This window comes from Xanthobacter autotrophicus ATCC 700552, from assembly GCF_043194565.1.
GTDB lineage: Bacteria > Pseudomonadota > Alphaproteobacteria > Rhizobiales > Xanthobacteraceae > Xanthobacter > Xanthobacter autotrophicus_F.
This window is the reverse complement of sequence record NZ_JBAFVS010000003.1, coordinates 171,308-194,308: the sequence shown is the minus strand read 5'-3', so window position 1 is coordinate 194,308 and position 23,001 is coordinate 171,308. Positions and strand designations below refer to the sequence as shown.

Sequence of the window (23,001 nt, the reverse complement as noted above, 5' to 3'; positions counted from 1 at the left end):
ACTGGCCGCCGCAATGATCGGATGCCGTGCCGCTTCAAGGGCTTCGCCAGAAAGCCCGGCGCCATGGCCTGCCAAACCCGGGAGGATACATGCGACCCAAAGTCCTAATTCTCACATGTCTGTGCGCCCTCGCGCTCCTCCTCGCCCCGACCCTGCGGGCCGGCGCCCAGGAGGACGCGAGCGAGAAGGAAATCGAGCGCTACCGCGCCATGATCAACGATCCCATGGCCAATCCCGGCTACCTCGCGGTGGACCGGGGCGAGGCCCTGTGGGCGGAAAAAAGGGGAACGAAAAACGTCTCCCTGGAAAGCTGCGACCTTGGCCAGGGGCCGGGCAAGCTGGAGGGCGCCTATGCCACCCTCCCGCGCTATTTTGCCGATGCCGACAGGGTCATGGACCTGGAGCAGCGGCTCCTGTGGTGCATGGACAAGATCCAGGGCCTCGACATCAAGCCCATCGTGGCAAAGCCGTTTTCCGGGCCCGGCCGGGGCTCCGACATGGAGGACCTCGTCGCCTTCATCGCCAACAAGTCCAACGGCATGAAGATCGCCGTGCCGCTCGCTCATCCCAAGGAGAAGGAGGCCTATGCCATCGGCGAGGCGCTGTTCTTCCGCCGCTCGGCCATCAATGATTTCTCCTGCTCCACCTGCCATGCGGACGCCGGCAAGCGCATCCGCCTGCAGGGGCTGCCGCAGCTCGACAAGCCCGGCAAGGACGCGCAGCTGACCATGGCCTCCTGGCCCACCTACCGCGTCTCACAGAGCGCGCTCAGGACCATGCAGCACCGCATGTGGGACTGCTACCGCCAGATGCGCATGCCCGCGCCGGACTACGCCTCGGAGGTGGTCACGGCGCTCTCCGTGTTCCTGAACGCGCAGGCGGCGGGCGGCGAGCTCAATGTTCCGTCCATCAAGCGCTGAGGGAGAGGCATCATGAAGAAGATACTTATCGCAGCAGCGCTTGTTCTGCCCGGCATGGCTTCTGCTCAGCAGATCCCGCCGGCCGCACCTGCCGTGGTGGACCGGGTGGTGAAGGAAAGCTTCACCAAGCTGCCCGAAGGCTGGGCGCAACGGCTCGTCCCCGACGAGACCATGCAGTTGTGCTCGGTGACGCGGAACCAGCCCTCGGCCAAGGAGGCGGACGCCATCATGGCGCGGGAGGCGAAGACCGTGAAGCTGCCCGAGGGCAGCGTCATCGGCAATTGGAAGGAGGGCGAGAAGGTCGCGCAGAACGGGCGCGGCGGCCAGTTCTCCGACCCGCCCGGCACGGTAAGCGGCGGCAATTGCTATGCCTGCCACCAGATGGACCCGCGCGAGGTGAGCTACGGCACCCTCGGCCCGAGCCTGGCCAACTATGGCGCGGATCGCAAGTTCGCGCCGGCCGATGCAAAGACCACCTATGCCAAGGTGTTCAATCCGCAGGTGTCCTTCGCCTGTTCGTCGATGCCGCGCTTCGGGCACAACGGTGTGCTCAGCGAACAGCAGATGAAGGATGTGGTGGCCTATCTGTTCGACCCCGCTTCACCGGTGAACAAGCCGGTGAAATAGCGCTGCTGCGTCCTCCGGCCCCGCTTCACCGCGGGGCCGTTTTCAGGTGCGGTTCCGGCGGGCGAGGAAGGCATCGAAGGTGCCGTCCTTGTAGGCGCCCTCCGCCACGTAGCGGAACATGGCGGCGAACTCCTTCTGCGGCAGCAGGCCGGGCAGGCGGGCCACTTCCTTCGCGGTTCCACCATCCAGGGCGAAGAACTGGAAGGTGGGCGTAGCGCGGATGCGCTCGCGCTGTCCGAATGCCTTCTCGCTGAGGCGGGTGCCGTCGAAGACGGTCACCTCCCGCGCGCCGAACAGATCGAGATGGACGATGTCGAACGTCGCGCGGATCGGATCGGCCAGGGCCGGATCGGCGAAATAGACCGTGTGCAGCTCCTTGCAATAGATGCAGCCGCGCTGGCTCCATTGCAGGGCGAAGTGGCGCTTCTTCGCGGTGGCGGCGGCAAGGTCCTCGCCGAGGTCGAGGAAGCTGTCCACATACCAGTCCTGCGTATAGAGGCCGTCGTCCCCGAGCCGCGTGGCCGCCTGCGCCGCGCCGGTCGCAAGGGTGGTCGCCGCGAGCGTGCCCGTGAGGCTGGCGGCGCCCCGCAGGAGGGTGCGGCGGGTGATCCGGGATGCATCCGACATCAGGGTCCCTCCAGATTTGCGTCAGCCGATGGTGCCGAGGACCGGCACCTGGTCCATGAGCCATTGCGCGACTTCAGGCATGTAGCCGGTCATGAAGGCGAGGCCGGTGAGAATAAGGAGCCCGCCTGCCACCTTCTCGATGAGGCCGAGCCGCCGCCGCGCGGAGGCGGCCCAGGCGAGGAAGGGGCCGGTGAAGGCGGCGGCGAGCAGGAAGGGGATGCCGATGCCGGCGGCATAGACCGCGAGCAGCGCCATGCCCTTGCCCACCGAGGCCTCCGCGCCCGCCACCAGGAGGATGGCGGCCAGCACCGGCCCGACGCAGGGCGACCAGCCGAAGCCGAAGGCGAGGCCGATGAGATAGGGACCGACGAAGCCCGCCGGCGTGGCGGCGGCATCGATCTTCGCCTGCCGGTAGAGCAGGGGAATCCGCACCAGCCCGGTCATGTGCAGGCCGAACAGCACCAGCGCCGCACCGGAGACGAGGGTGAGCGCCTCCACATGGCGCAACAACAGCTGCCCGAGGGTGGAGGCGGTGGCGCCGAGAAGAATGAAGACGGTGGAGAAGCCGAGCACGAACAGAACCGCCGCCGCGATCACCCGCCAGCGCGGCGAGGCCTGCCCTTGCGTGCCTGCCACTGTCCCGGTGAGAAAGCCGAGATAGGCGGGCACCAGCGGCAGCACGCAGGGCGAGGCGAACGAAAGCAGCCCGGCCAGGAATGCGCCCGGCAATCCGATATCCAGCGACATGCTCCTCACCCTTATCCGCGTGCGTTCAACCGACGCGGTTTGCGATGTTGATGATATATGCGAATGCGATAATATGAGAAGCGAAATCGCGCCTTTGGAACGTGGAATATGGCTCGTGCCTTGCTGGTCCTGACCGTGCGTGTCCTCACCGTGGGCGTTCTCACCGTGGGCGTTCTCGCCGCCCTGTTCGGCGCCGTGGCGCCGGCGCGGGCGAGCGAGCTGGTGATGTTCGAGCGCAAGGGCTGCGCCTACTGCCTCAAGTTCGATCGGGATGTGGCGCCCATCTACCAGAAGACCGAGGAAGGCCGTCGCGCGCCGCTGCGCCGCGTGGACCTTTCCGGCGGGATGCCGGCGGATGTCGCCCTGGCGCAGCCGGTGCGCTTCACACCCACCTTCGTGCTCGTGGACGAAGGACGCGAGATCGGACGCATTACAGGTTATGCTTCGGATGAAGCCTTCTGGGGTCTGCTCGGCGCGCTGACGGAACAGGGCGCGCCCCACCGGCAGTAAGGCCGGGGCGTTCTCTTGTTTGTAGTTTTGAGCGGGATTCGATCAGCTCGTTTCGACCGGATCGAATCCCGCTCTTGCCGTCGATTTGTGAGAGGTTTGAAACCATGCCGCCCATCGTATCCACGCGGATCGAGGACGAACTGCGCGAAGGCCCGGAGATTTCGCCGGAGCTGGACCAGCTCATGCGCAATGCGCGCAAGGCGAGCGATTTCCTGAAAGCCCTCTCCCATGAGAACCGGCTCTTGCTGCTGTGCCTGCTGGCCGAGCGCGAGCGGTCGGTGACCGAGCTGGAGAATATCCTGTCCCTGCGCCAGCCTACGGTTTCCCAGCAACTGGCGCGGCTGCGGCTGGACGATCTCGTCACCACGCGCCGCGACGGCAAGACCATCTATTACAGCCTCGCCAACGACGACGTGCGGCGGGTCATCTCGGTCATCTACGACATGTACTGCGGGTCGGCACGCGCCGACAAAAAGTAAGAACAAAAAGTAAGACAAGAGAGCGCCGGGCCGGCGACGGGACGACCTTACAAGTCCTGCGCCTGCCGTCTACGGGAGGAGGCGGCGCATGGATATTTCGAGTCCCTGGTGGACCGCGCTCGCGGGCCTCCTGGTGGGAGGCATCGCGGGGTTCTGCGTGTTCCGTGCCCGGCTATGCACCTTCGGCGCCCTGGAGGACGCCATGGTGGGCCGGGACTGGCGGCGCATGAAGGTGTTCGCCCTCGCCCTGGGCCTCGCCATCGCGGGGACGCAGGCGCTGGCCCTCGCCGGCATCCTTGCGCCCGAGCGCACCAATTACGTACCCATGGCGCTGCCGTGGCTCGGCATCCTTTTGGGCGGGCTGCTGTTCGGCCTCGGCATGGCGCTGGTGGGCACCTGCGCCTTCGGCTCGCTGGTGCGCCTCGGCTCGGGCGACCTGCGCAGCCTGGTGGTGCTGATCGTGTTCGGCGCGGCAGCCTATGCCACCCTGCGCGGCGTCCTCTCCGGCTTCCGGGTGGATGGGCTGGAGCGGGTGGCCCTCGCCCTTCCCGCCGGCACGCAGGCGGACCTTCCCTCCCTCGTCGGGCGGGTCGCGGGATATGATCTGCGGGGCTGGATGGGCGGGCTGGTCGGCCTCGTTCTGGTCCTGCCCGCCTGTGCCGACCGCCGCCTGAGGCGCGCGCCCCGGCTGGTGACGGCGGGCGTGGTGCTGGGCCTCGGCGTGGTGGCGGGCTGGCTGGCCACAACCCTGCTGGTGGACGAGTTCGCCCACCCCTCGGCGCCCCAGAGCCTCACCTTCGTCTCGCCGGTGGCGCGCACCCTGTTCGGCCTGCTGTTCGACCAGGCGAGCCTTGCCGAGTTCGGCGCCGGCAGTGTGTTCGGCGTGGCGTTGGGCGCCTTCGCCGCCGCGCAGCGGAACGACGCCTTCCGCTGGGAGGCGTTCGACGATCCGCGCGAGATGAAGCGCCATCTCCTCGGCGCGGTGCTGATGGGGGTGGGCGGCATCCTGTGCGGCGGCTGCACCATAGGGCAGGGGCTGACCGCGGGGTCGCTGCTGGCCCTGTCCTGGCCGCTCGCCATCGCCGGCATGGTGGTGGGCGCGCGGCTCGGCATTGCATTGCTGATGGAAGGTTCGTTCATTCACGCGGTGCGCGGCATGATCGAGGCACACGGGCGCTGGCGGGCCGGACCCTGAGCCATCCTTCAAGTCGCGCGGGCGGTGCTCGCGCCGCGTGTCCCGCGGCCGCCCTCAGGCCGAGGCGAGGTTCACCGGGCGGCCGGCGGCGAAGGCCTCGATGTTGGCGATGAGCTGGTCTGCCAGCGCCTGCTGCGCCTCGATGGAGGCCCAGGCCACGTGGGGCGTCACGATCGCCTTCGGATGATGGGCGAGGCGCATCACCGCGCTGTCGGCGGGGGGCGGCTCGGGCATGGCCACGTCGATGCCGGCGCCCGCCACCTGACCGGCATCCAGCGCCGCGACGAGTGCCGCCTCGTCCACGAGGCCGCCGCGCGCGGTGTTGACGAGGATGGGCCGCCGGCCCATGCGCGCGAATTCAGGCGCGCCGATCAGCCCGCGCGTCTCAGGCGTCAGCGGGCAGTGGAGGGTGAGCACGTCCGCGGTCTCGATCACCTCGGCGAACGGCAGATAGCCGGGCCGGGCAGCGGTTGCGCCCTTGCGGTCGGCGAACACCGGCTCCATGCCGAAAGCGCGCCCAAGGGCCGCCACCTGCTGGCCGAGATCGCCGGAGCCGAAGATGCCGAGCCGCCTTCCGTGCAGGTCGATGATGGGGTGGGTGTGGAAGCAGAATTGCCCCGCCGCCTGCCATGCGCCGGCCTTCACATCCGCCGCATAGGGCACGATGGCGCGCGACAAGGCGAGGATGAGGGCGAAGGTGTGCTCCGGCACGCTCGCCTTGGCATAGCCGCGCACGTTGCTCACCACGATGCCGGCGGCGGCGCAGGCCGCCTTGTCCACGCAGTCGGTGCCGGTGGCGGCCACCGCGACCAAAGCAAGGCGCGGCAGCCGGGCGATGGCACCGGCGTCGAGCCGCACCTTGTTGAGGATGAGGATATCGGCGTCGCGGGCCCGCTCCATCAGTTCGGCCGGCGCGGTGCGATCATATTCCACCCAGTCGTGGGCGAAGGCCGGGCGCTTGAGCGTCACGGCCGGGGCCAGCGTCTCGCGATCGAGGAAGACGATGCGTGGCGCGCGGCCTTCGGGCGGGAACGGCGCGTTCACAGCCGCGCCCGCGCCGCATCCGCCACGGCGGCGGGGGTGATGCCGAAATGGCGGAACAGGTCGTCGGCGGGGCCGGAGGCGCCGAAGCTGCTCATGCCCACGAAGGCGCCGTCCGCGCCGATCCACCGTTCCCAGCCCAGTTTCACCGCCGCCTCCACTGCAATGCGCACCGTGCCCGGCCCGAGGACCTCCCAGACATAGGCCTCGTCCTGCTGCTCGAAGATCTCCCAGCAGGGCATGGAGACCACGGCGGTGGGCACGCCTTCCGCCTGGAGAAGATCGCGCGCCCGGATCGCCACGTCCACCTCCGAGCCGGTGGCAAGCAGCGTCACCCGGCGCGGACCGCCTTCGGCCGCACGCAGCACATAGGCGCCGCGGGCGGAGCGGTTCTCGCTCGCGTCGCGACGCTGGGCCGGCAGCGCCTGCCGCGAGCAGATCATGGAGGAGGGGCCGTCGCGGCGGGCGAGCGCCAGTTGCCAGCATTCGGCGGTCTCCACCGCGTCGGCGGGGCGGAACACCGCCATGTTGGGCATGGCGCGCAGCGAGGCGAGGAATTCCACCGGCTGGTGGGTCGGCCCGTTCTTGCCGATGCCGATGCTGTCGTGGCTGTAGAGTGTGATGACCGGCAGGTCCATGAGCGCGGACATGCGCAACGGCGGGCGCATGTAGTCCGAGAAGACCAGATAGGTCGCCCCCAGCGGCAGCACGCCGCCATGGGCCACCATGCCGTTCATCATGGACCCCATGGCATGCTCGCGGATGCCGTAATGGATGTAGCGGCCGGCCGGGTTCTGCGCGGTGAAGGCGGCAAGCCCGCGCTTGCAATTGGTGGGGCCTTCGAGGTCCGGCGCGCCGGGCAGCAACTCGGGCACGAGGCCGGCGAGCAGGTCCACGATGTCGGCGGTGGACTGGTTGGAGGACTGGGCGGGCGCCGCCTTGGCGAGGGCCTTGGCATGGGCGGCGAGCGCCGGCATCACGCCCGCCGGCAGATCGCCGCGGATCAGCCGTTCGAACTCGGCGCGCGTCTCGGCAGGCAGGGCGGCGACGCGGGCCTGCCAGGCGTCATAGGCGGGGCGGTTGCGCTCGGCCGTGCCGTCCTGCCATGCGGTGGCGACATCCGGCGGCACCTCGAACGGGCCGTGGGTCCAGCCGGCGGCGGCGCGGGCTTCCACGACATCCTCCGGGAACACCCGCCCGCCATGGGCGCCGCGCTGGCCTTCAAGGCGCGGCAGGCCTTTGCCCAGCACCGTGGCGCAGGCGATCATGGTGGGGCGCGGATCCTTGTTGGCGAGGGTGAGGGCGGCGCTCACCGCCTCCACGTCGTGGCCGTCGACGTCGATCACCTGCCAGCCGGCGATGCGGAAGCGGGCGCGCACGTCCTCGGAGATGGCGAAATGCGTGCCGCCATCGTCGGTCATGCGGTTGTCGTCCCACAGGAAGGTGAGCTTGCCGAGCTTCAGGTGGCCGGCCAGCGAGATCACCTCATGGGCGACGCCCTCCATCAGGCAGCCGTCGCCGACCACCGCATAGGTGCGGTGGTCCACCAGCTCGGGGCCATAGGTGGCGCTGAGGAAGGCTTCCGCCACCGCCATGCCGACCGCATTGGCGATGCCCTGGCCCAGCGGCCCGGTGGTGACCTCGATGCCCAGCGCCACGTCGCGCTCGGGATGGCCGTGGGTGTGGGCGCCCAGCTCACGGAAGCGGCGGATCTCCGCCATGGGCATGCCCGCATAGCCGGCGAGGTGGAGCACGGCGTAGAGCAGCATGGAGCCGTGGCCGTTCGACAGCACGAAGCGGTCGCGGTCGAACCAGGCCGGGTCGGCCGGATTGCACTTGAAGTGGCGGGTGAACAGCGCCGTGGCCAGTTCCGCCCCGCCGAGGGGCGCGCCAGGATGGCCGTCCTCGGCCCTGGCGATGGCGTCGAGGGCGAGGAAGCGGATGGCGTCGGCCATACGGCGAGCGGAAGCGAAGCCGTCACCGGAGTTCAGGCGAGCGGAAGCGAAGCCGTCACCGGAGTTCAGGCGAGCGGAAGGGGTGCCGTCCTCGGAATTCGGGCACGCGGGGGCGTTGCCGGCTTCAGCGAAGCCAGTGGAGGCAATGAGTGACATGGGAGCGACCTTGGCTGGCGCCGGGGCACGCGCCCCGGCGCATCACAGGAACAGTTGGAGCGTTTTCAAGCGAAGTGGACTCCGGTTCGCGTGCTCTAGGGCAGGAAGCCGATGGAGAACCACGGCACGGCCGCGACCAGCGCGAGGCCGATGAGCAGGGCCGCCATGTAGCCGACGATGGGCTTCATGCCGGCATCGGGGCTGACCCCGCCGATGGCCGTGGCGCAGTAGTAGCCGACGCCGAAGGGCGGGGCGAACAGGCCAAGGCCCATGGAGAGGATCACCACCATGGCATAGTGCACCTCGTGGATGCCCATGCTGCGCGCGATGGGGAACAGCAGCGGCCCGAACAGCACGATGGCCGGGATGCCCTCCAGCACCGATCCGAGGATGATGAAGGCGACGATGGACACCACCATGAAGGTGGCCGCCCCGCCGGGCAGTCCCCCCATCACCCGCGCCAGCTCCTGGGAGAAGCCCGACTGGGTGAGGGCCCACGCCATGCCGGTGGCCGCGCCGATGATCAGCAGGATGGCGCCGGAGAGCGCCGCCGTGGCGGTGAGCATGGGCATCAGCCGCTTGAAGTCGAACTGCCGGTAGATCAGCAGCCCCACCACCACCGAATAGACGATGCCGATGGTGGAGACCTCGGTGGCGGTGGCGATGCCTTCCATCACCGCCGCGCGGATAACGAAGGGCAAGGCGATGGCCGGCACGGCGATGGCGAGGGCGCGCAGGATTTCCTTGCGGGTCGCCCGGCGCACGCCCGACAGGTCCTCGTTGCGGTAGCGCCAGCGCACCAGGATGCACAGCATGACGCCGAGCACGACGGCGGGCATCAGGCCGCCGGCGAACAGGGCGGCGATGGACACGCCGGTGACCGAGCCGATGGTGATCAGCACGAGGCTGGGCGGGATGGTCTCGGTCTGCGCGCCGGTGGCGGCGAGCAGGGCCACGAGGTCGCCGGGCTTGGCGCCGCGCTTGATCATCTCCGGGAACAGCACCGGGGTCACCGCCGCCATGTCCGCCGCCTTGGAGCCGGAGATGCCCGAGACGAGGTACATGGCGCCGATCAGCACATAGGACAGGCCACCGCGCACATGGCCGAGCAGGCTGGCGAGGAAGCCCACCATGGCCCGCGCCATGCCGGTCATCTCGATCAGCATGCCGAGGAACACGAACAGCGGCACCGAGAGCAGGATGAGGTGGCTCATGCCCTCGTCCATGCGGCCCACCACTACCGTGAGCGGGGCATTGGTGGTGAAGGAGAGATAGGCCAGCGTCGCGAGGCCGAAGGAGAAGGCGATGGGCACGCCCGCGAACACCCCCGCCGCTACCAGGACGACGAAGAAGATCACGAGGTTGATGTTGCCCAGGGTCTTCAGGAACGGCGTCCCGAGCATGCCCACCGCGGTGAGCGCCGCGAGGAAGGCGATGACCCCCGCCACCTGCATGGGATTGGCGTTGCGGAGGAGTTTCAGGAACGCGACGATGCCCATGAGCGCGAGGCCCACCGGCAGCGCCGCCGCTTTCCACGTGTTGGGCACGTCGAGGGCGGGCAGGGTCACGAACATCTCATCCTCGGCATATTCGAGGCTGGGATGGAACATGGCCACGAGGAAGATGAGCGGCGCGGCGACGGCAAGCGTCTCCAGCACCGCGCGCTTGGGCAGCGGCAGGGCGCCCACCAGGGCGGTCATGCGCATGTGCTCACCACGCTGGAGCGCCACCACGGAGCCCAGCATGGCCAGCCAGATGAACAGGACGGAAGCCAGTTCGTCCGACCAGACGATGGGTTGATGCACGAAATAGCGCATCACCACGCCGAAGAAGAGCACCACCACTTCCGCCAGCACCAGGAGCGCTGCCGGAATCTCCACCATCCTGATCAGCGCGCGCTCCACCCGGAGCACGCCCTTGCGCCAGCCGCCGGCGGGCTCGTCCGGCCCCGCCAGCATATGGGTATGAGCCATGTTCGGCTCGGTGATTACGGTATCCGTGATTGCGCGATCCATGACGTCACCCGAGCTTGCCGACGGCCGCTTCGAGCAACGACCAGGCTTCGTTGCCGTACTTGGCACGCCAGTCGGCATAGAAGGAAGTCGCAGCGAGTGCCTTGCGGAAGGGTTCGCGGTCCACGTCGATGAAGGTGATGCCCTTGGCCGTCAGGTCGGCCCGCAGCGACTGGCTGAGCGCGGCGATGTCGGCCCGCTCGTCGGCGCCGGAGCGGTCGAACTCGCGCACCAGGATGGCCTTGAGATCGTCCGGAAGGGCGGCGAAGGCGCGGCGGTTGCCGAGGATGAGGTAGCCGTCCCACACATGGCCGGTCATGGAGCAGAACTTCTGCACCTCGTAGAGGCGGGCCGAGGCGATGATGGCGAGCGGGTTCTCCTGTCCTTCCACCACCTTGGTCTGGAGGGCCGAATACAGCTCGTTGAAGTTGATCGGCGTCGCGCCAGCCCCCAGCGACTTGAACACCGAGGTCAGCATGGGCGCCGGCGGGACGCGGATCTTGAAGCCCTTCATGTCTTCGGGCGTCTTGATCTCGCGCGTCGAGGAGGTGACCTGCCGGAAGCCGTTGTCCCAGAACTTGATGGGGGCGACCAGCCCGGCCTTGCCGATCTGCTCGCGGATATAGGTGCCGAGCCCGCCATCCATGGCCTTCCACACGGTGTCGTAGTCCGGGAAGGCAAAGCCGGTGTTCACGATGCCGGAGACCGGCACCAGCGTGGCGAGGATGGAGGCGGAGAGGTTGAACAGCTCCACGCCGCCGGAGCGCACCTGGGTGAGCAGGTCGGTATCCGAGCCGAGCTGGTTGGCCGGGAACACCTTGATTTCCAGCCGGCCGGAGGTGGCTTCCAGGATGCGCTGCGCGGCTTCCTGGGCGCGCTTGTTGACCGGATGCGAGGGGTCCTGGCCGGTGGCGAGCTTGTAGGTGAATTCGGCGGCGCGGGCGCGGGTGATGATGCCGGAGAGCGGGATCGCGGCCGCCGCGGTGAGCAGGGTGCGGCGGGTGAGACCCTGGGTGAGGCCGTGGGTGAGTCCCTGGACAAGGCCCTTGGAGGCGGGCGTATTGGTCATGTGTTTCTCCCTTGATGGCCGCTGTGCGGCCTTCTTGATGTTCCGCATGGTGGCGGTCGGCGTTTTGCGTGTCGGTGGAGGCGGCGGGCGGTTCAGTCCCGGCCCTGCAGGCTGCGATAGGCGCGGATGACCTGGCTGTCGTCGGCGGCGCCGAGGCCGCGTCCGGAGACCGACAGGAACAATTGGTGGGCGAGGGCGGCCATGGGCAGGGCGGCCTTCGCCTCGCGCCCGGCCTCCAGCACGAGGCCCAGGTCCTTCACGAAGATGTCCACCGCGCTGGTGACGGTGGGGTCCGCTTCCAGCATGCGGGGACCCCGGTCGCGCAGCATCCAGCTTGCCGCCGCCGAGCCGCCGAGGATGTCGAGCATGGCGGTTGCGTCCACGCCGAGCCGCTCGCCCAGCGACAGGGCTTCTGCGGCGACGGCGAGATGAGCGCCGCACAGGAGCTGGTTCACCACCTTCGCGGTGGCGCCCTGGCCGGCCTCCCGGCCCACATGGACCACCTTGGCGCCCATGGCGTCGAGGGCGGGCCGGGCGCGGGCGAAGGCGGCATCGCCGGCGCCCACCATGATGGTGAGGGTGCCCGCCGTCGCGCCCACCACGCCGCCGGATACGGGGGCATCGACGAAGGCGAAGCCCCGCGCGTCCACCTCCGCCGCCACCTCGGCCACCGCCGCCGGCGGGCAGGTGGACATGAGCAGGATCGCCCCGCCGGGGGTGAGGGCATCGAGGACGCCGCCGGCGAACAGCACGTCGCGGGCCTGGGCGATGTTCACCACCATCAGCACGGCCATGTCGGCGCTGGCACAGGCGGCGGCAGCGGTTTCCGCCGCCTTGCCCCCTGCGGCTTTGAGCGCGTCCCGCGCTTGCGGGCGCAGGTCATAGCCGGTGACCTCGAAGCCCCGTGCCACGAGGTTGCGCGCCATGGGCAGACCCATGGAGCCCAGACCGATGAAGCCGATGGCGGTCATTCTTCCTCCCTGTTTTCTGAGCCGGAGCGCCTTGAAGGCATCGGCATCCACCGCTCTGTGGCGGCCTGCGGATCGTTGGTCGTGGCGTTCTGTGGCGGCCGGGCGGTCCCGGGGCGCGGCGCGTCCCGGGCCGTGGTGGTGGGATCAGCGGTCGAGCCAGTCCTTCACCCGCCGGGTGACGGCATCGGCGGAGATGCCGTAGCGGTCGTGGAGGGTCGGCAAGGCGCCGGCGTCGAGGAAGGTGTCGGGCAGGCCGATCTGGTGAAAGCCGGCCGGCGCGACGCCGGCGCGCAGCAACGCGCCCGCTACGGCCTCGCCGAGGCCGCCGATGACGGTGTGGTTCTCCGCCACGATCACCGGGCGGCCGCTCTTGCGCGCCGCCTCCACGATCGTCGCCTCGTCGAGGGGCTTGATGGTGGGCACGTGAAGCACCGCGACCTCGACCTTGTCCTGGCGTAGCAGGTCCGCCGCCTCCAGGGCCCGCATGGTCATGATTCCGGAGGAAACGATCAGGGCATCCGGCCCGTCGCGCAGCATCTTGGCCTTGCCGAGCTCGAACTCGTAGCCGTACTCGTCCAGCACCAGCGGCACCTGGCCGCGCAGCAGGCGCATGTAGACCGGCCCGTCATGCCGCGCCATCACCGGCACCGCCTGTTCGATCTCGTGCGCGTCGCAGGGGTCGATCACCACCATGTTGGGCATGGCCCGGAACAGTGCGAGGTCTTCCGCGGCCTGGTGCGAGGGACCATAGCCCGAGGTGAGGCCCGGCAGCGCGCAGACGATCTTCACGTTGCGGTTTTCCTCCGCGATCGTCTGGTGGATGAAATCGTAGGCCCGGCGCGAGGCGAACACGGCGTAGGTGGTGGCGAAGGGCATGAAGCCCTCCGCGGCCAGCCCCGAGGCGGCGCCGAACAGAAGCTGCTCGGCCATGCCCATCTGGTAGAAGCGCTCGGGGAAGGCCTGCGAGAAAATGTGCAGGTCGGTATATTTGCCGAGATCGGCCGTCATGCCCACCACGGCCGGATTCTCGCGCGCAAGGGCGACGAGGGCGTGGCCGAAGGGGGCAGGCTTGGTGCGCTGGCCCTCGGCGGCGATGGAGGCGATCATCGCGGAGGTGGTCAGCCGGGGCTTGCCGGCTGCAGCCGTGGCAGGGGCGGCGGCAGGGGGAGCCTTGCGGGTCGCGTGGTTCATGACGGCTTCCTCTCGTCGAGCGCTGCCAGCGCCAGTTGCCACTCGTGGGCGTCGACGCGGATGAAGTGGTTCTTCTCGCGCGCCTCAAGGAACGGCACGCCCTTGCCCATCAGCGTGTCGGCAATGATCATGCTGGGCTTGCCGCCGCCCGATTGCGCCTTGGCCGCATCGAAGGCCTCGCGCACCGCGTCGATGTCGTTGCCGTCCACGCGGCGGACGAACCAGCCGAAGGCTTCCAGCTTCTCCTTCAGCGGCTCGAAGCCGAGCACCGAGGTGGACGGCCCGTCGGCCTGCTGGTTGTTGACATCGACAACGGCGATGAGATTGTCGAGCTGGAAGTGGGCAGCCGACATGATGGCCTCCCACACCGAGCCCTCGTCCAGCTCGCCGTCGGAGAACAGGGTGTAGACGTGGCGGTCGGAGCCCTTGCGCTTGAGGCCGAGGCAGCGGCCCACCGCGATGGCGAGGCCAAGGCCGAGCGAGCCGCCCGACATCTCCATGCCCGGCGTGTAGCTGGCCATGCCCGACATGGGCAGCCGGCTATCGTCGAAGCCGTAGGTCTCGAGCTCGTCCTTCGGGACGATGCCGGCCTCGATCAGCGCCGCGTAGAGCGCAATGGCGTAGTGCCCGTTGGACAGCAGGAAGCGGTCGCGGCCTTCCCAGTCCGGATCTTCGGGCCGGTAGGTCATGGCATGGAAATAGGCCGCCGCCAGAACGTCGGAGATGCCGAGCGCCTGCGCGATGTAGCCCTGGCCCTGCACCTCGCCCATGCGCAGCGCATTGCGCCGGATGGCGTGCGCACGTTCGGCGAGCTGCCGGTTGTGGCCGGAAGTTGCGATGGTCATCTGGTTTTCCTCGAAGGCTGGGTGCCGCAGCGCCAGAGCGCTCAATGGATGAGCATGCCGCCGTTGACGTCGATCACCGCGCCGGTGACGTAGGCGGACAGGTCCGAGGCGAGGAACAGGAAGATGTTCGCCACGTCCTGCGGCACGCCGAGGCGGTTGAGCGGGATGTTTTCGAGGATCTTCACCCGCGCATCGTCGGAGATCTTGCCGGCATTGATGTCGGTCTGGATCAGGCCGGGGGTGACGCAGTTGACCCGGATGCCGTCGGCGCCCAGCTCGCGGGCCATGGCCTTCGCCAGCCCCAGCACGCCGGCCTTGGCGGCGGAATAGTGCGCGCCGCCGAGGATGCCGCCGCCGCGCTGGGCGGAGACCGACGACATGCAGGCGATGGCTCCCGCCTTGCGCTCGCGCATGTGCGGCATCACCGCCTGGCTGAGATAGAGCACGCCCTTCAGGTTCACGTCCTGGATGCGGGTCCAGCTCTCGGGATCGATGTCCCACACCTTGATGGCCTGGGTGATGCCGGCATTGTTGATGAGGATGTCGATCCGGCCGGTGGCCGCCAGCACCTCGCCGATGGCGCGGGCGCAGTCGGCCTTGTCGGTCACGTCGCAGCCGATGCCCACATGGCCCTCGCCCAGTTCCGCGGCGGCCTTGGCGGCGCCGGCCGCGTCGAGGTCGAGAATGGCGACGCGCGCCCCTTGGGCGGCGAAGGTCTTGGCCGTCGCAAAGCCGATGCCGCGCACGCCGGCGCCGCCCGAAATGACTGCGGTCTTCCCCTTGAGCAACACGATATGTCCTCCCGATCCAATTTTGATTGGCCGGAGTGTGTCGGAAGCGGAGTGTCGGAAAAAACACAAAAATTGCGCGAACCGGTGAACTGGGTTCATCTATGGGGCCATGAACGCCCTTCCGCTCGGCGCCCTGCGCGCCTTCGAGGCTGCTGCCCGCACCGGCTCGTTCCGCGCCGCGGCGGAGGAACTCGCCATCTCGCCGAGCGCGGTCAGCCACGCCATCCGCAAGCTGGAGGATCTGATGGGGGTTCCCCTGTTCGAGCGGGAAGGGCGGGTCGTGCGCCTCAATCCGGCGGGCGAGGCGCTACAGCTCAGCGTTTCCACCGGCTTCGACGAATTGCGGCACGGCATCGAGCAGGTCAGCGGCCGGGCCAGCAACCACCTGCGGCTGCACTGCGCGCCCAGCATGGCGGCGCAATGGCTGATGCCACGGCTGCGCCGGCTCATCGCCGAACATCCGGGCTTCGACATCCGCCTGTCGGCCAGCACGGATTATCCGCGCTTCCTGAATGATGAATTCGATGCGGACATCTGCTACGGGCCGCCCCGACAGGAGGGTCTCACCGTCATTCCGCTGGGCGAAGAGGTGGTGCGCCCGCTCTGCGCGCCCGAGATGGCGGCGGGCATCCGCATCCCGGCCGACCTCTACGATCATCCGCTGATCGAGAGCGAGCACAAGAGGCTGCGCTGGAATGCGTGGTTTCTCGCCAATGGCCTGGCGCCGCCGAGCCCGCGGGGCAGCCGGTTCGATCGCAGCTTCATGGCCATTGCGGCGGCGGTGGACGGGCTTGGCGTGACGCTCGAATCCACCCGCCTCGCCGAACGCGAGATCGCCGATGGCCGGCTGGTGGCGCCGCTGGACGGCGTCGCCCACGACCTGCGCTACATGGGCCACTTCCTGGTCTTCCCGGCGAAGGCCAAGCCGCGCAAGGCGGTCCGCATCTTCGCCGACTGGCTCGCCCAGGAACTGGGGCTGAAGCCGTCACCCGTGCTGTGACCACCGGGTGGCGCGCGCCGAACCTAGAGCGCGGATGCCGGGGCATCGCGGCACGGTTGCTGCTGCGCGGTCGTCGCCGCGGCCCGGGCGTGCAAAAGCCCCCGCCCGGGCGATAAGGCCTGCGGTGGGTGGTTTCGAGAGGGGAGGAAGCGCCGGTGGCGGGCCGGACGGTGATCCGGCCCGAAGGGCGACCTGCTCAGCGCGGAGGGGCGCCGGCGCCAGGGCCAGTCCGGGGCTTCAAGGTCCGCTTCGGCGCGGCGATCAAGCCTTCCCGCTGGGCCTTCTTGCGCGCGGCCTTGCGGGTGCGCCGCACGGCTTCGGCTGCTTCGCGGACGCGACGCTCGGACGGCTTCTCATACGCCTTGCGCTGCTTCATTTCGCGGAAAATGCCTTCCCGCTGCATGCGCTTCTTCAGGACTTTCAGGGCCTGTTCGATATTGTTGTCTCTGACGAGTACCTGCAAAACGGTTCCAATCTGAGGTTTGCCGCGAATCCCCGGCCGCAACGCGACCGCTCGCTCGAGGGCTACCGGCATCATACCGGAAAGTTTGCCTCTTAGCACATCTGCCGTGATTTACCGCATCGGCACAGACTCTATCCGTGCACGCCGATGGTCGCGGGCGGCAGATGGGCTCGGTGCCGGGCGGACATGGCACCATAAAGGCCTTCCAGGTCCGCCGTATAGGTGGTCACGTCGAACAGCGGTGCCGTGAGCCGATTGGCCGCGAGGCGGGCGCGGACATCGGCAAGGCGCTCTTCGTCCAGCGCCAGCGTGTAGGCGAGGTCGAAATAGGCTTCCGGACTGTCCGCCACGAGGTCCGGCAGGCCGATGGCGTGCAGGATGCTGCCGGCCACCCGGGACGGAAAGGTCTCGCCGGGGCAGGTCACGAAGGGCAGGCCCGCCCACAGGGCATCGCTGGCGGTGGTGTGGGCGTTGAACGGCGAGGTGTCGAGCATCAGGTCGGCGAGCTGGAGCCGCCGCAGGTGCTCCGCCTGGCCCAGGTTGGCGCCGAAGACGAGGCGGCGGGCGTCGATGCCCCGCGCGATGGCCTCGCTGCGCAGGTTGCCCGCGGCATGGGGCGTGTCGAGCAGCCAGAGCACGCTGTCGGGCACGCAGGACAGTAGCCGGCACCAGATGTCGAAGATCTCGGGGGAAATCTTGTAGGGCTGGTTGAAGCAGCAGAAGACGAAGCCGTCGTCCGGCAGCCCCGCCTCTCGCCGCGAGGGCTTGTCGCCCACCGGCGTGCGCCGGCCGTGGGGATGGTAGGTGTTGGGCATGTAGGCGAACGATTCGGAATAGAAGCCCGCGCTCGCCGGAGGCGTCAGGAACGGGTCGGTGATGACATAGTCGCAGATGCCCGCACCCATGGTACCGGGATAGCCAAGGTAGTTCACCACCACCGGCGCCGGCCGCAGCAGGGCGATGCCGGAGCGCGCCTGCGCGGTGAAGCCCTTCAGGTCGATCAGGATATCCACCGCGTCGTCATAGATGAGCTGGGCCGCCGCGTTGTCCCCCATGTGGGCGATGTCCACGAAGCGGTCGCAGGCGGCCATCAGCCGTTGGCGCATGGGCAGGCCGTCGTCGGCGCCGAAGGAATAGGCGTTCACCTCGAACGCGTCGCGATCATGCGCTTCCAGCACCTCGATCAGGAGATGGGCGGTGGCGTGCTCGTGAAAGTCGTTGGAGAGGTAGCCGAGGCGGATCTTGCGCCGTCCCGTGGGTGGGAAGGTGAAGGCGAGGGTGTCGCGCTCGATCTGGGCGGCCACGCGCCGCTCGCGGGTCCACAATTCCGAGCACGCCCGCTGGTCGCTTGCGCTCATGCCCGGCACCGACAGGAGATGGAACGGCGAGAGATGGTGGCCCTGGCCTTCGGCAAGGACGGCGGCGAGATCCGTGTCGTCGGCGGCGAGGTCCGCCCACTCACACATGTGCCGCAGGCGTCCGAATGTCTTTTTTGAGCCCATGGATCGAGGCCGCTCCTGCCCGTCGCAGTTCGCCCCGGCGGTTTCGCGGGGGGCATCTGTCGCGCAGGGCAGAGGTCGCAAGCCCGCCGCCTCGAAGGTCAGATGCGGCTTTTTAAGCAAGAAATGGGCCGTCGACCGCCGTCAGCCGGCGACGGGCGCAGGCGCCCGGTCTTGCGGGCAGGTTTCCAATGCTGCGGTGAGCGCGCGCGCCATGCGCGCCGCCCATTCCGCCTGCCCGGCGGGTTCGGCGATCAGGTCCTGCCGGATCTCGATGCCCGTATGGAGCAGGCCGCGTCGCTCGGCGTGGACGGGGATGGTGTAATCTGTCGTGTCATCGACACTGTATGGCTCATTGTCGCCAACGGTGAGGCCGCTTTCCTGCCGCAGCGCCGCGCGCACGGCACCCGCAAAACGAGCGTCGCGGTTGTAGAGCACGCCCACATGCCAGGGCCGCGCCACGCCGAGATAGACCGGCGTGAAGCTGTGCATGGCGACGAGCACGGTTGCCCGCCCCGCCATGGCCCTGCGGTCAAGCGCGGCGGCAATGCAGGCATGGTAGGGCTGGAACAGGTCGCGCGCGCGGGCGGCCTTCGCCCCATCGTCGAGGTCAAGGTTGCCGGGGATCGGCGTCGCCTCGCTCTGCGGTGTGATGGAGGAGGGAACGGTCGGCGGGCGATTGCAGTCGATGATGAGTCGCGAGTAATTCTGCTGTATGAGGGTAGCGTCGAGTCGTTCCGCCAGCGTGCGGCACACGCCCGCAATGCCGATATCCCAGGCGATGTGACGCGCTTGATCATCCTCGGAAATGCCGAGCCGGCCCATTGATCGCGGAAAGGCATTGCCCGCATGATCCGCAACAATGAGGAACGCAGAGGCGCCTTCCGCATTGAGCATGGTGACAGGCGGCATCTCGTCGTCCGCCAGCAGGGGTGCCGTCCGGTTCAAATCAGTCCTCACGCCCGCGCGGCGACAAAGCTCGCCTGCGCCGCTTTCCAGGTCGCTGCTGTCGAAGTTGCCGCGAGCCATAGCAGACATCCGCGCGTTCTGCTCGCGCAAACCCAAAGAGGTTCCCACCGATGAAGATCCGCGCGGGCTACGAGATTATCCACACGTGCCCCAAGCCCACCCCGATGATCCTGACGCTCAGCGTGCACCCCTCCCGGGTGAACGATCTTGAGAGCGTCGACCGGATGATGTTCGATCCGCCGATCCCGGCCAATACCTATCACGACAGCTTCGGCAATTTCTGCCACGTCATCGAGGCGCCGGCAGGTCAGCTGAGGGTGCATGCCGATTTCGTCATCCGCGACAGCGGCAAGCCCGACATGGTGGCGCCGGATGCGATCCAGCATCCTCTCGGGGATCTGCCGGTGGACGTGCTGCTGTTCCTGCTCGGCAGCCGCTATTGCGAGACCGACCGCCTGAGCAATATCGCCTGGAACCTGTTCGGCCATGTGCCCAAGGGCTGGCCCCTGGTGCGGGCCATCTGCAATTTCGTCCATGGGCACATCACCTTCAATTATGCCCATGCGAGCCCGCTGAGAACCGCCTTCGACGCCTATAGCGAACGGCGCGGCGTGTGCCGGGACTTCGCCCATCTCGCCGTCACCCTGTGTCGCTGCATGAACATCCCGGCGCGCTACTGCACCGGCTATCTCGGCGACTTCGGCGTGCCCGTCGATGTGAACCCCATGGACTTCAGCGCCTGGTTCGAGGTGTATCTGGGCGACCGCTGGTACACGTTCGACGCCCGGCACAACACGCAGCGCATCGGCCGCATCCTCATCGCGCGCGGGCGAGATGCCACGGATGTGGCCATGGTCACCTCGTTCGGGCCGGCGACGCTCACGAGCTTCAAGGTGGTGAGCGACGAGGTGGCTTGAGCCCTGAGCCCGCATCGCCTGAACAGGCGCGCGGGCCAGGACGACCATCCGCCAGCGGGCCTGCCTGGATCCCGGCTTGGGCAGTGCTGCTAACCGGCTTGATCTTTCGGTGCCGCATGGGAAAGTGTCTTCGCGGGGTTTCGGACCGTTCCATGCGGGCGAAGGCGCTGCAGGGCCGGCGTCGCGCCGCCGGGCGATGGCGTGAGCGGAGGGGATATGGCTGATCCGAACGCGGCTGCGGCGGTGCAGGGTTCGAGCGCGAGCCGTCTGGTGCGCCTGTTCTCGCGGCGGGGCCTGCTGTCTCTCGCCGCCCTTGCCTTGGCCTGTGGCCGGAGCGCGGCGGCGGACCGCGCCGGCATCGTGGAAGCGTTGGCCGGGGAGGGCGGTGCCGAGCGCGGCGGTGCCAGGCTGCCCCTCGCGACCGGCGATGCCGTATTCGTAGGCGATATGGTGGTGACGGGCGAGACGGCCCGCCTTGCCATGCGGCTCGGCGCCGCCACCCAGGTGCGGCTCGGCGGGCGCACGCGATTGCGCATCGACCGTTTCCTGGTTGATCGCGGTGGCGTTTTTAGCCTCGGCAACGGCGCCATGCTCTACGACCGGCCGGATGGCGCCCCCGGGCGCGACGTGGAGGTGGAAACGCCCTATGGCCGGCTCGCCGTGCGCGGCACGCGCTTCTTTGCCGGGCCGAGCCAGGAGCGGTTCGGTGTTTTCGTCATGCGCGGGCGGGTCCGGGTGTCGGCGGGCGACGCGACGGTGGATCTCGGTCCGGGGCAGGGGACCGACATAGCCGCGATCGGCGCCGCGCCCTCGCCGGTGCGGGAATGGAGCGAGGCGCGCATCCGCGCGGCGCTGGCGCTGGTGGAATAGGTCCCGGGTCGGTCGGGCAGGAGCCAACCCCAATGGCCCGTGAGCTTGACTCATGGGCCATGGGCCAAGCCCGCGCGGCGCTTGAGCGTACCCACTTGGCATCGGTCGAAGATCGAGGCCGATGGTACCGCGCATGCCCTCGTCGGTGGATTGGCGACGGATACGACCGGTCGGAGCGGTTCAATTCGGCCGGACGGGCTCCAATCCGGGGATGGGGTCCTCCGCCGGCGCATAGACCTGCACCGTGCCGCTCACGCCCCGCACGGCGATGGCGGCCACCGGGCGCACCGCGCCTGCGGGCAGTCGTGCGGCGGTACCGGGACCAACGCAGATGGACGTGCCGAGATCCTTGTTGGCGGCCTCCAGGCGGGCGGCGGTGTTGATGGCCATGCCGTGGGCCGTGTAGTCGAGCTTGCGGCGGCCGCCCACGTCGCCGACGATGGCACGGCCGGTTTCCAGGCCAATCCGCGTGCGCCCGAAGCCCAGCGCGGCGAACGCCGGCTCGGTGCGAAGCCGCTCGGAGGCGGCGCGAATGGCACGGGCGCAGGCCAGGGCCTTGCCGGCGTGATCGTCGAGGTCGAGGGGCATGTTGAAGAAGGCGTGCACCGCATCGCCCACGATCTTGTCGCACATGCCCCCGTGGGCGAACACGATCTCCGTCAAGGTGTCGAAATAGCGGTCCAGCGCCTTCACCAGCGCGTCCGGCGCGGCGCGCTCGGTCATGGCGGTGAAGCCTTCCACGTCAGTGAACAGGGCGGTGATCTCACGAACCTCGCCGCCCAGCTTGAGAGCGCCCGGTGTGGCGGCGATGCGCGCCACCACCGCCGGCGCGAGATGCTGTTCGAACCGGCGGCGCAGGTGGCGCTCACGCCGCTCGGTCTCGGCGAAGCCGGCGACGAGGCCGACGCCGAGGGCCACAGCGCCCACCAGGGGCGGGCCGACCGGGTCCAGCATCAGGTTCGTCCCATGGGCCAGGAGCGCCGCGCCGCTGCCCCATGCGAGGAAAAGCAGGCCCCCCAAGGCCGACGCGACCAGCGGCGCGGCCAGCAGCACCGCCGCCAGCGCGAGGACGCCGAGCGCGAGGGCGCCCGCATTTTCGACCGCCTCAAGCATGTCGGGCCGGTAGGGGATGGCGCCGGAGAACAGCGTGGTCACCGCATCGGCCTGGATCTGCAAGGTCGGCGCGGCGTCGGCGGCGGCGGTCCGGCGCAGGGCGCCCACCTCCACGGCGCTCGATCCCAAAAGGGCGATCCGCCCGTCGAGCGCCTCCGCGACGGGCACGCCGTCAAGGAGGCGATAGGCCGGGACGGTGCGTGCGAGCCATGTTTCGGGCGCAGAGGCCCGCAGGCGCAGCCGGCCATCGGCGCCAAGGGGCGCCGAATGCATGCCCGCAAGAAGCGCCCCGTCCGCGACGATCAGGGCGGAGGCGCCATCGTGCAGCCGCACCGCTTCGACCGCGAGACCGGGCAGAACCGCATCACCCGCGATGGCAATCAGCGGCACGCGGCGCACCACGCCATCCGTATCGCTCGCAATGGCCACCAGCCCCAGACCTTGGGCGACGGTGCGCAAGGTCGGTGGCGGGCCGGCCGCTCCGGCGGCGTGCCACGGGTTCGCGAGGCGGCCCGGCCCCTCCACCAGCACTGGTGTCACCGGCACGAAATCGGGCGTCGCGACGTTTTCCAGCACCGCGCCGAGGGCAGCGGGCCGGAGCGCCAGCGCGGCAGCGAGCGCGGCGTCGCCATCGGGCAGGGTGGGGGCGAGGGCGGCGATGTCGGTCCGCCCGGTCTCCTCGGCCAGTGCCCTGGCGACGGCGGCCGGCGACAGGCGGTCTGGTCCGGCGAAGAGCATGTCGATGACGATCATCGATGGCCCGGCGGCGGCGATCTTTTCCACGAGTCGTGCCATCTGCGACCGGCTCCAGGGCCAGGCGCCATGGCGGGCGAGGGTCGCGCTGTCGATGTCGATGACGGTGAGTGGCGCCGCGGCGAGCGGGGGTGCCGCGCGCAGGATCGCGTCGAGGGCCGTCTCCCGCAGCCGCTCCCGCAGACCCCAGGCGTCGAGGCTGAAGGCGGTGAAGACGCAGAGCAGCGCCACGGCCCCCGACCGCACGGCGAAGGAGCGGATGGGTGCGTTGAGGTTCACCG

Annotated in this window: 22 protein-coding genes; 8 read left to right on the top strand and 14 right to left on the bottom strand. The window is 69.1% G+C overall.

Annotation, left to right across the window (positions count from 1 at the left end; all coding sequences use genetic code 11):
* Window positions 1-89: 89 nt before the first annotated feature.
* Entirely contained in the window at window positions 90-920 is an 831-nt protein-coding gene (gene soxA, locus V5F48_RS04485; RefSeq protein ID WP_394040481.1) for a sulfur oxidation c-type cytochrome SoxA, read from the top strand.
* A 12-nt stretch (window positions 921-932) separates the two neighbouring features.
* The gene (soxX, locus tag V5F48_RS04480) at window positions 933-1,547 is read left to right on the top strand and encodes a sulfur oxidation c-type cytochrome SoxX (RefSeq protein WP_394040479.1); all 615 of its coding nucleotides are present in this window, start codon (window positions 933-935) and stop codon (window positions 1,545-1,547) included.
* A gap of 42 nt (window positions 1,548-1,589) precedes the next feature.
* Here the strand turns inward: soxX and V5F48_RS04475 are convergent, their stop codons facing one another.
* Window positions 1,590-2,174 carry a SoxW family protein gene (locus tag V5F48_RS04475; RefSeq protein ID WP_394040477.1) on the bottom strand — a complete coding sequence of 195 codons (585 nt, stop codon included), beginning with the start codon at window positions 2,172-2,174 and terminating at the stop codon, window positions 1,590-1,592.
* A 21-nt stretch (window positions 2,175-2,195) separates the two neighbouring features.
* The gene (locus tag V5F48_RS04470) at window positions 2,196-2,921 is read right to left on the bottom strand and encodes a cytochrome c biogenesis CcdA family protein (protein WP_394040475.1); all 726 of its coding nucleotides are present in this window, start codon (window positions 2,919-2,921) and stop codon (window positions 2,196-2,198) included.
* A gap of 108 nt (window positions 2,922-3,029) precedes the next feature.
* Between V5F48_RS04470 and V5F48_RS04465 the strand changes: the two genes are divergently transcribed.
* The 3 genes from V5F48_RS04465 (at window position 3,030) to V5F48_RS04455 (ending at window position 5,105) form a co-directional block, all read left to right on the top strand.
* Window positions 3,030-3,431 carry a thioredoxin fold domain-containing protein gene (locus V5F48_RS04465; protein ID WP_394040473.1) on the top strand — a complete coding sequence of 134 codons (402 nt, stop codon included), beginning with the start codon at window positions 3,030-3,032 and terminating at the stop codon, window positions 3,429-3,431.
* Window positions 3,432-3,535: 104 nt separating this feature from the next.
* Window positions 3,536-3,910 (top strand): ArsR/SmtB family transcription factor, encoded by a 375-nt coding sequence (locus tag V5F48_RS04460; protein ID WP_393992543.1) that lies wholly within the window; start codon window positions 3,536-3,538, stop codon window positions 3,908-3,910.
* 88 nt (window positions 3,911-3,998) lie between these two features.
* The gene (locus tag V5F48_RS04455) at window positions 3,999-5,105 is read left to right on the top strand and encodes a YeeE/YedE family protein (protein WP_394040471.1); all 1,107 of its coding nucleotides are present in this window, start codon (window positions 3,999-4,001) and stop codon (window positions 5,103-5,105) included.
* Between the two features lie 54 nt (window positions 5,106-5,159).
* On the opposite strand, the gene V5F48_RS04450 is transcribed toward V5F48_RS04455, so the two are convergent.
* The 8 genes from V5F48_RS04450 to V5F48_RS04415 form a co-directional block, all read right to left on the bottom strand.
* Entirely contained in the window at window positions 5,160-6,149 is a 990-nt protein-coding gene (locus V5F48_RS04450) for a D-2-hydroxyacid dehydrogenase (protein ID WP_394040469.1), read from the bottom strand.
* Complete coding sequence (gene tkt, locus V5F48_RS04445) at window positions 6,146-8,257, bottom strand: transketolase (RefSeq protein WP_394040467.1); 2,112 nt, start codon at window positions 8,255-8,257, stop codon at window positions 6,146-6,148. Before tkt ends, V5F48_RS04450 begins: the two co-directional genes overlap by 4 nt.
* A gap of 95 nt (window positions 8,258-8,352) precedes the next feature.
* A complete protein-coding gene (locus tag V5F48_RS04440) occupies window positions 8,353-10,215 on the bottom strand; it encodes a TRAP transporter large permease (protein ID WP_394040722.1) in 1,863 nt (620 codons plus the stop codon).
* A gap of 61 nt (window positions 10,216-10,276) precedes the next feature.
* The gene (locus tag V5F48_RS04435; protein ID WP_394040465.1) at window positions 10,277-11,338 is read right to left on the bottom strand and encodes a TRAP transporter substrate-binding protein; all 1,062 of its coding nucleotides are present in this window, start codon (window positions 11,336-11,338) and stop codon (window positions 10,277-10,279) included.
* 92 nt (window positions 11,339-11,430) lie between these two features.
* On the bottom strand, window positions 11,431-12,309 hold the full coding sequence (locus V5F48_RS04430; protein ID WP_394040463.1) for an NAD(P)-dependent oxidoreductase: 879 nt from the start codon (window positions 12,307-12,309) through the stop codon (window positions 11,431-11,433).
* Between the two features lie 144 nt (window positions 12,310-12,453).
* On the bottom strand, window positions 12,454-13,500 hold the full coding sequence (locus V5F48_RS04425; protein ID WP_394040461.1) for a transketolase family protein: 1,047 nt from the start codon (window positions 13,498-13,500) through the stop codon (window positions 12,454-12,456).
* The gene (locus V5F48_RS04420; RefSeq protein ID WP_394040459.1) at window positions 13,497-14,345 is read right to left on the bottom strand and encodes a transketolase; all 849 of its coding nucleotides are present in this window, start codon (window positions 14,343-14,345) and stop codon (window positions 13,497-13,499) included. The genes V5F48_RS04425 and V5F48_RS04420 overlap by 4 nt, the downstream gene beginning before the upstream one ends.
* A 41-nt stretch (window positions 14,346-14,386) precedes the next feature.
* Window positions 14,387-15,136, bottom strand: a complete 750-nt coding sequence (locus tag V5F48_RS04415) for an SDR family NAD(P)-dependent oxidoreductase (protein WP_394040457.1) — start codon at window positions 15,134-15,136, stop codon at window positions 14,387-14,389.
* A 109-nt stretch (window positions 15,137-15,245) separates the two neighbouring features.
* Here V5F48_RS04415 and V5F48_RS04410 point away from each other — a divergent pair, with 109 nt between their 5' ends.
* Window positions 15,246-16,136 carry a LysR substrate-binding domain-containing protein gene (locus tag V5F48_RS04410; protein WP_394040455.1) on the top strand — a complete coding sequence of 297 codons (891 nt, stop codon included), beginning with the start codon at window positions 15,246-15,248 and terminating at the stop codon, window positions 16,134-16,136.
* A gap of 196 nt (window positions 16,137-16,332) precedes the next feature.
* Here V5F48_RS04410 and rpsU read toward each other — a convergent pair whose 3' ends face one another.
* From rpsU to V5F48_RS04395, 3 genes are all read right to left on the bottom strand, one after another.
* Window positions 16,333-16,674 (bottom strand): 30S ribosomal protein S21, encoded by a 342-nt coding sequence (rpsU, locus tag V5F48_RS04405; protein WP_394040453.1) that lies wholly within the window; start codon window positions 16,672-16,674, stop codon window positions 16,333-16,335.
* 56 nt (window positions 16,675-16,730) lie between these two features.
* A complete protein-coding gene (locus V5F48_RS04400) occupies window positions 16,731-18,065 on the bottom strand; it encodes an O-linked N-acetylglucosamine transferase, SPINDLY family protein (protein WP_394040451.1) in 1,335 nt (444 codons plus the stop codon).
* A gap of 177 nt (window positions 18,066-18,242) precedes the next feature.
* Complete coding sequence (locus tag V5F48_RS04395) at window positions 18,243-19,010, bottom strand: N-formylglutamate amidohydrolase (protein WP_394040720.1); 768 nt, start codon at window positions 19,008-19,010, stop codon at window positions 18,243-18,245.
* Window positions 19,011-19,177: 167 nt separating this feature from the next.
* Between V5F48_RS04395 and V5F48_RS04390 the strand changes: the two genes are divergently transcribed.
* Window positions 19,178-19,984: a transglutaminase-like domain-containing protein gene (locus tag V5F48_RS04390; protein ID WP_394040449.1), complete on the top strand. Its 807-nt coding sequence runs from the start codon at window positions 19,178-19,180 to the stop codon at window positions 19,982-19,984.
* Between the two features lie 216 nt (window positions 19,985-20,200).
* On the top strand, window positions 20,201-20,854 hold the full coding sequence (locus tag V5F48_RS04385) for a FecR domain-containing protein (protein WP_394040447.1): 654 nt from the start codon (window positions 20,201-20,203) through the stop codon (window positions 20,852-20,854).
* A 180-nt stretch (window positions 20,855-21,034) separates the two neighbouring features.
* On the opposite strand, the gene V5F48_RS04380 is transcribed toward V5F48_RS04385, so the two are convergent.
* Window positions 21,035-22,999, bottom strand: coding sequence for a CHASE2 domain-containing protein (locus tag V5F48_RS04380; protein ID WP_394040446.1), 1,965 nt, complete (start codon window positions 22,997-22,999; stop codon window positions 21,035-21,037).
* Window positions 23,000-23,001 lie beyond the last annotated feature (2 nt).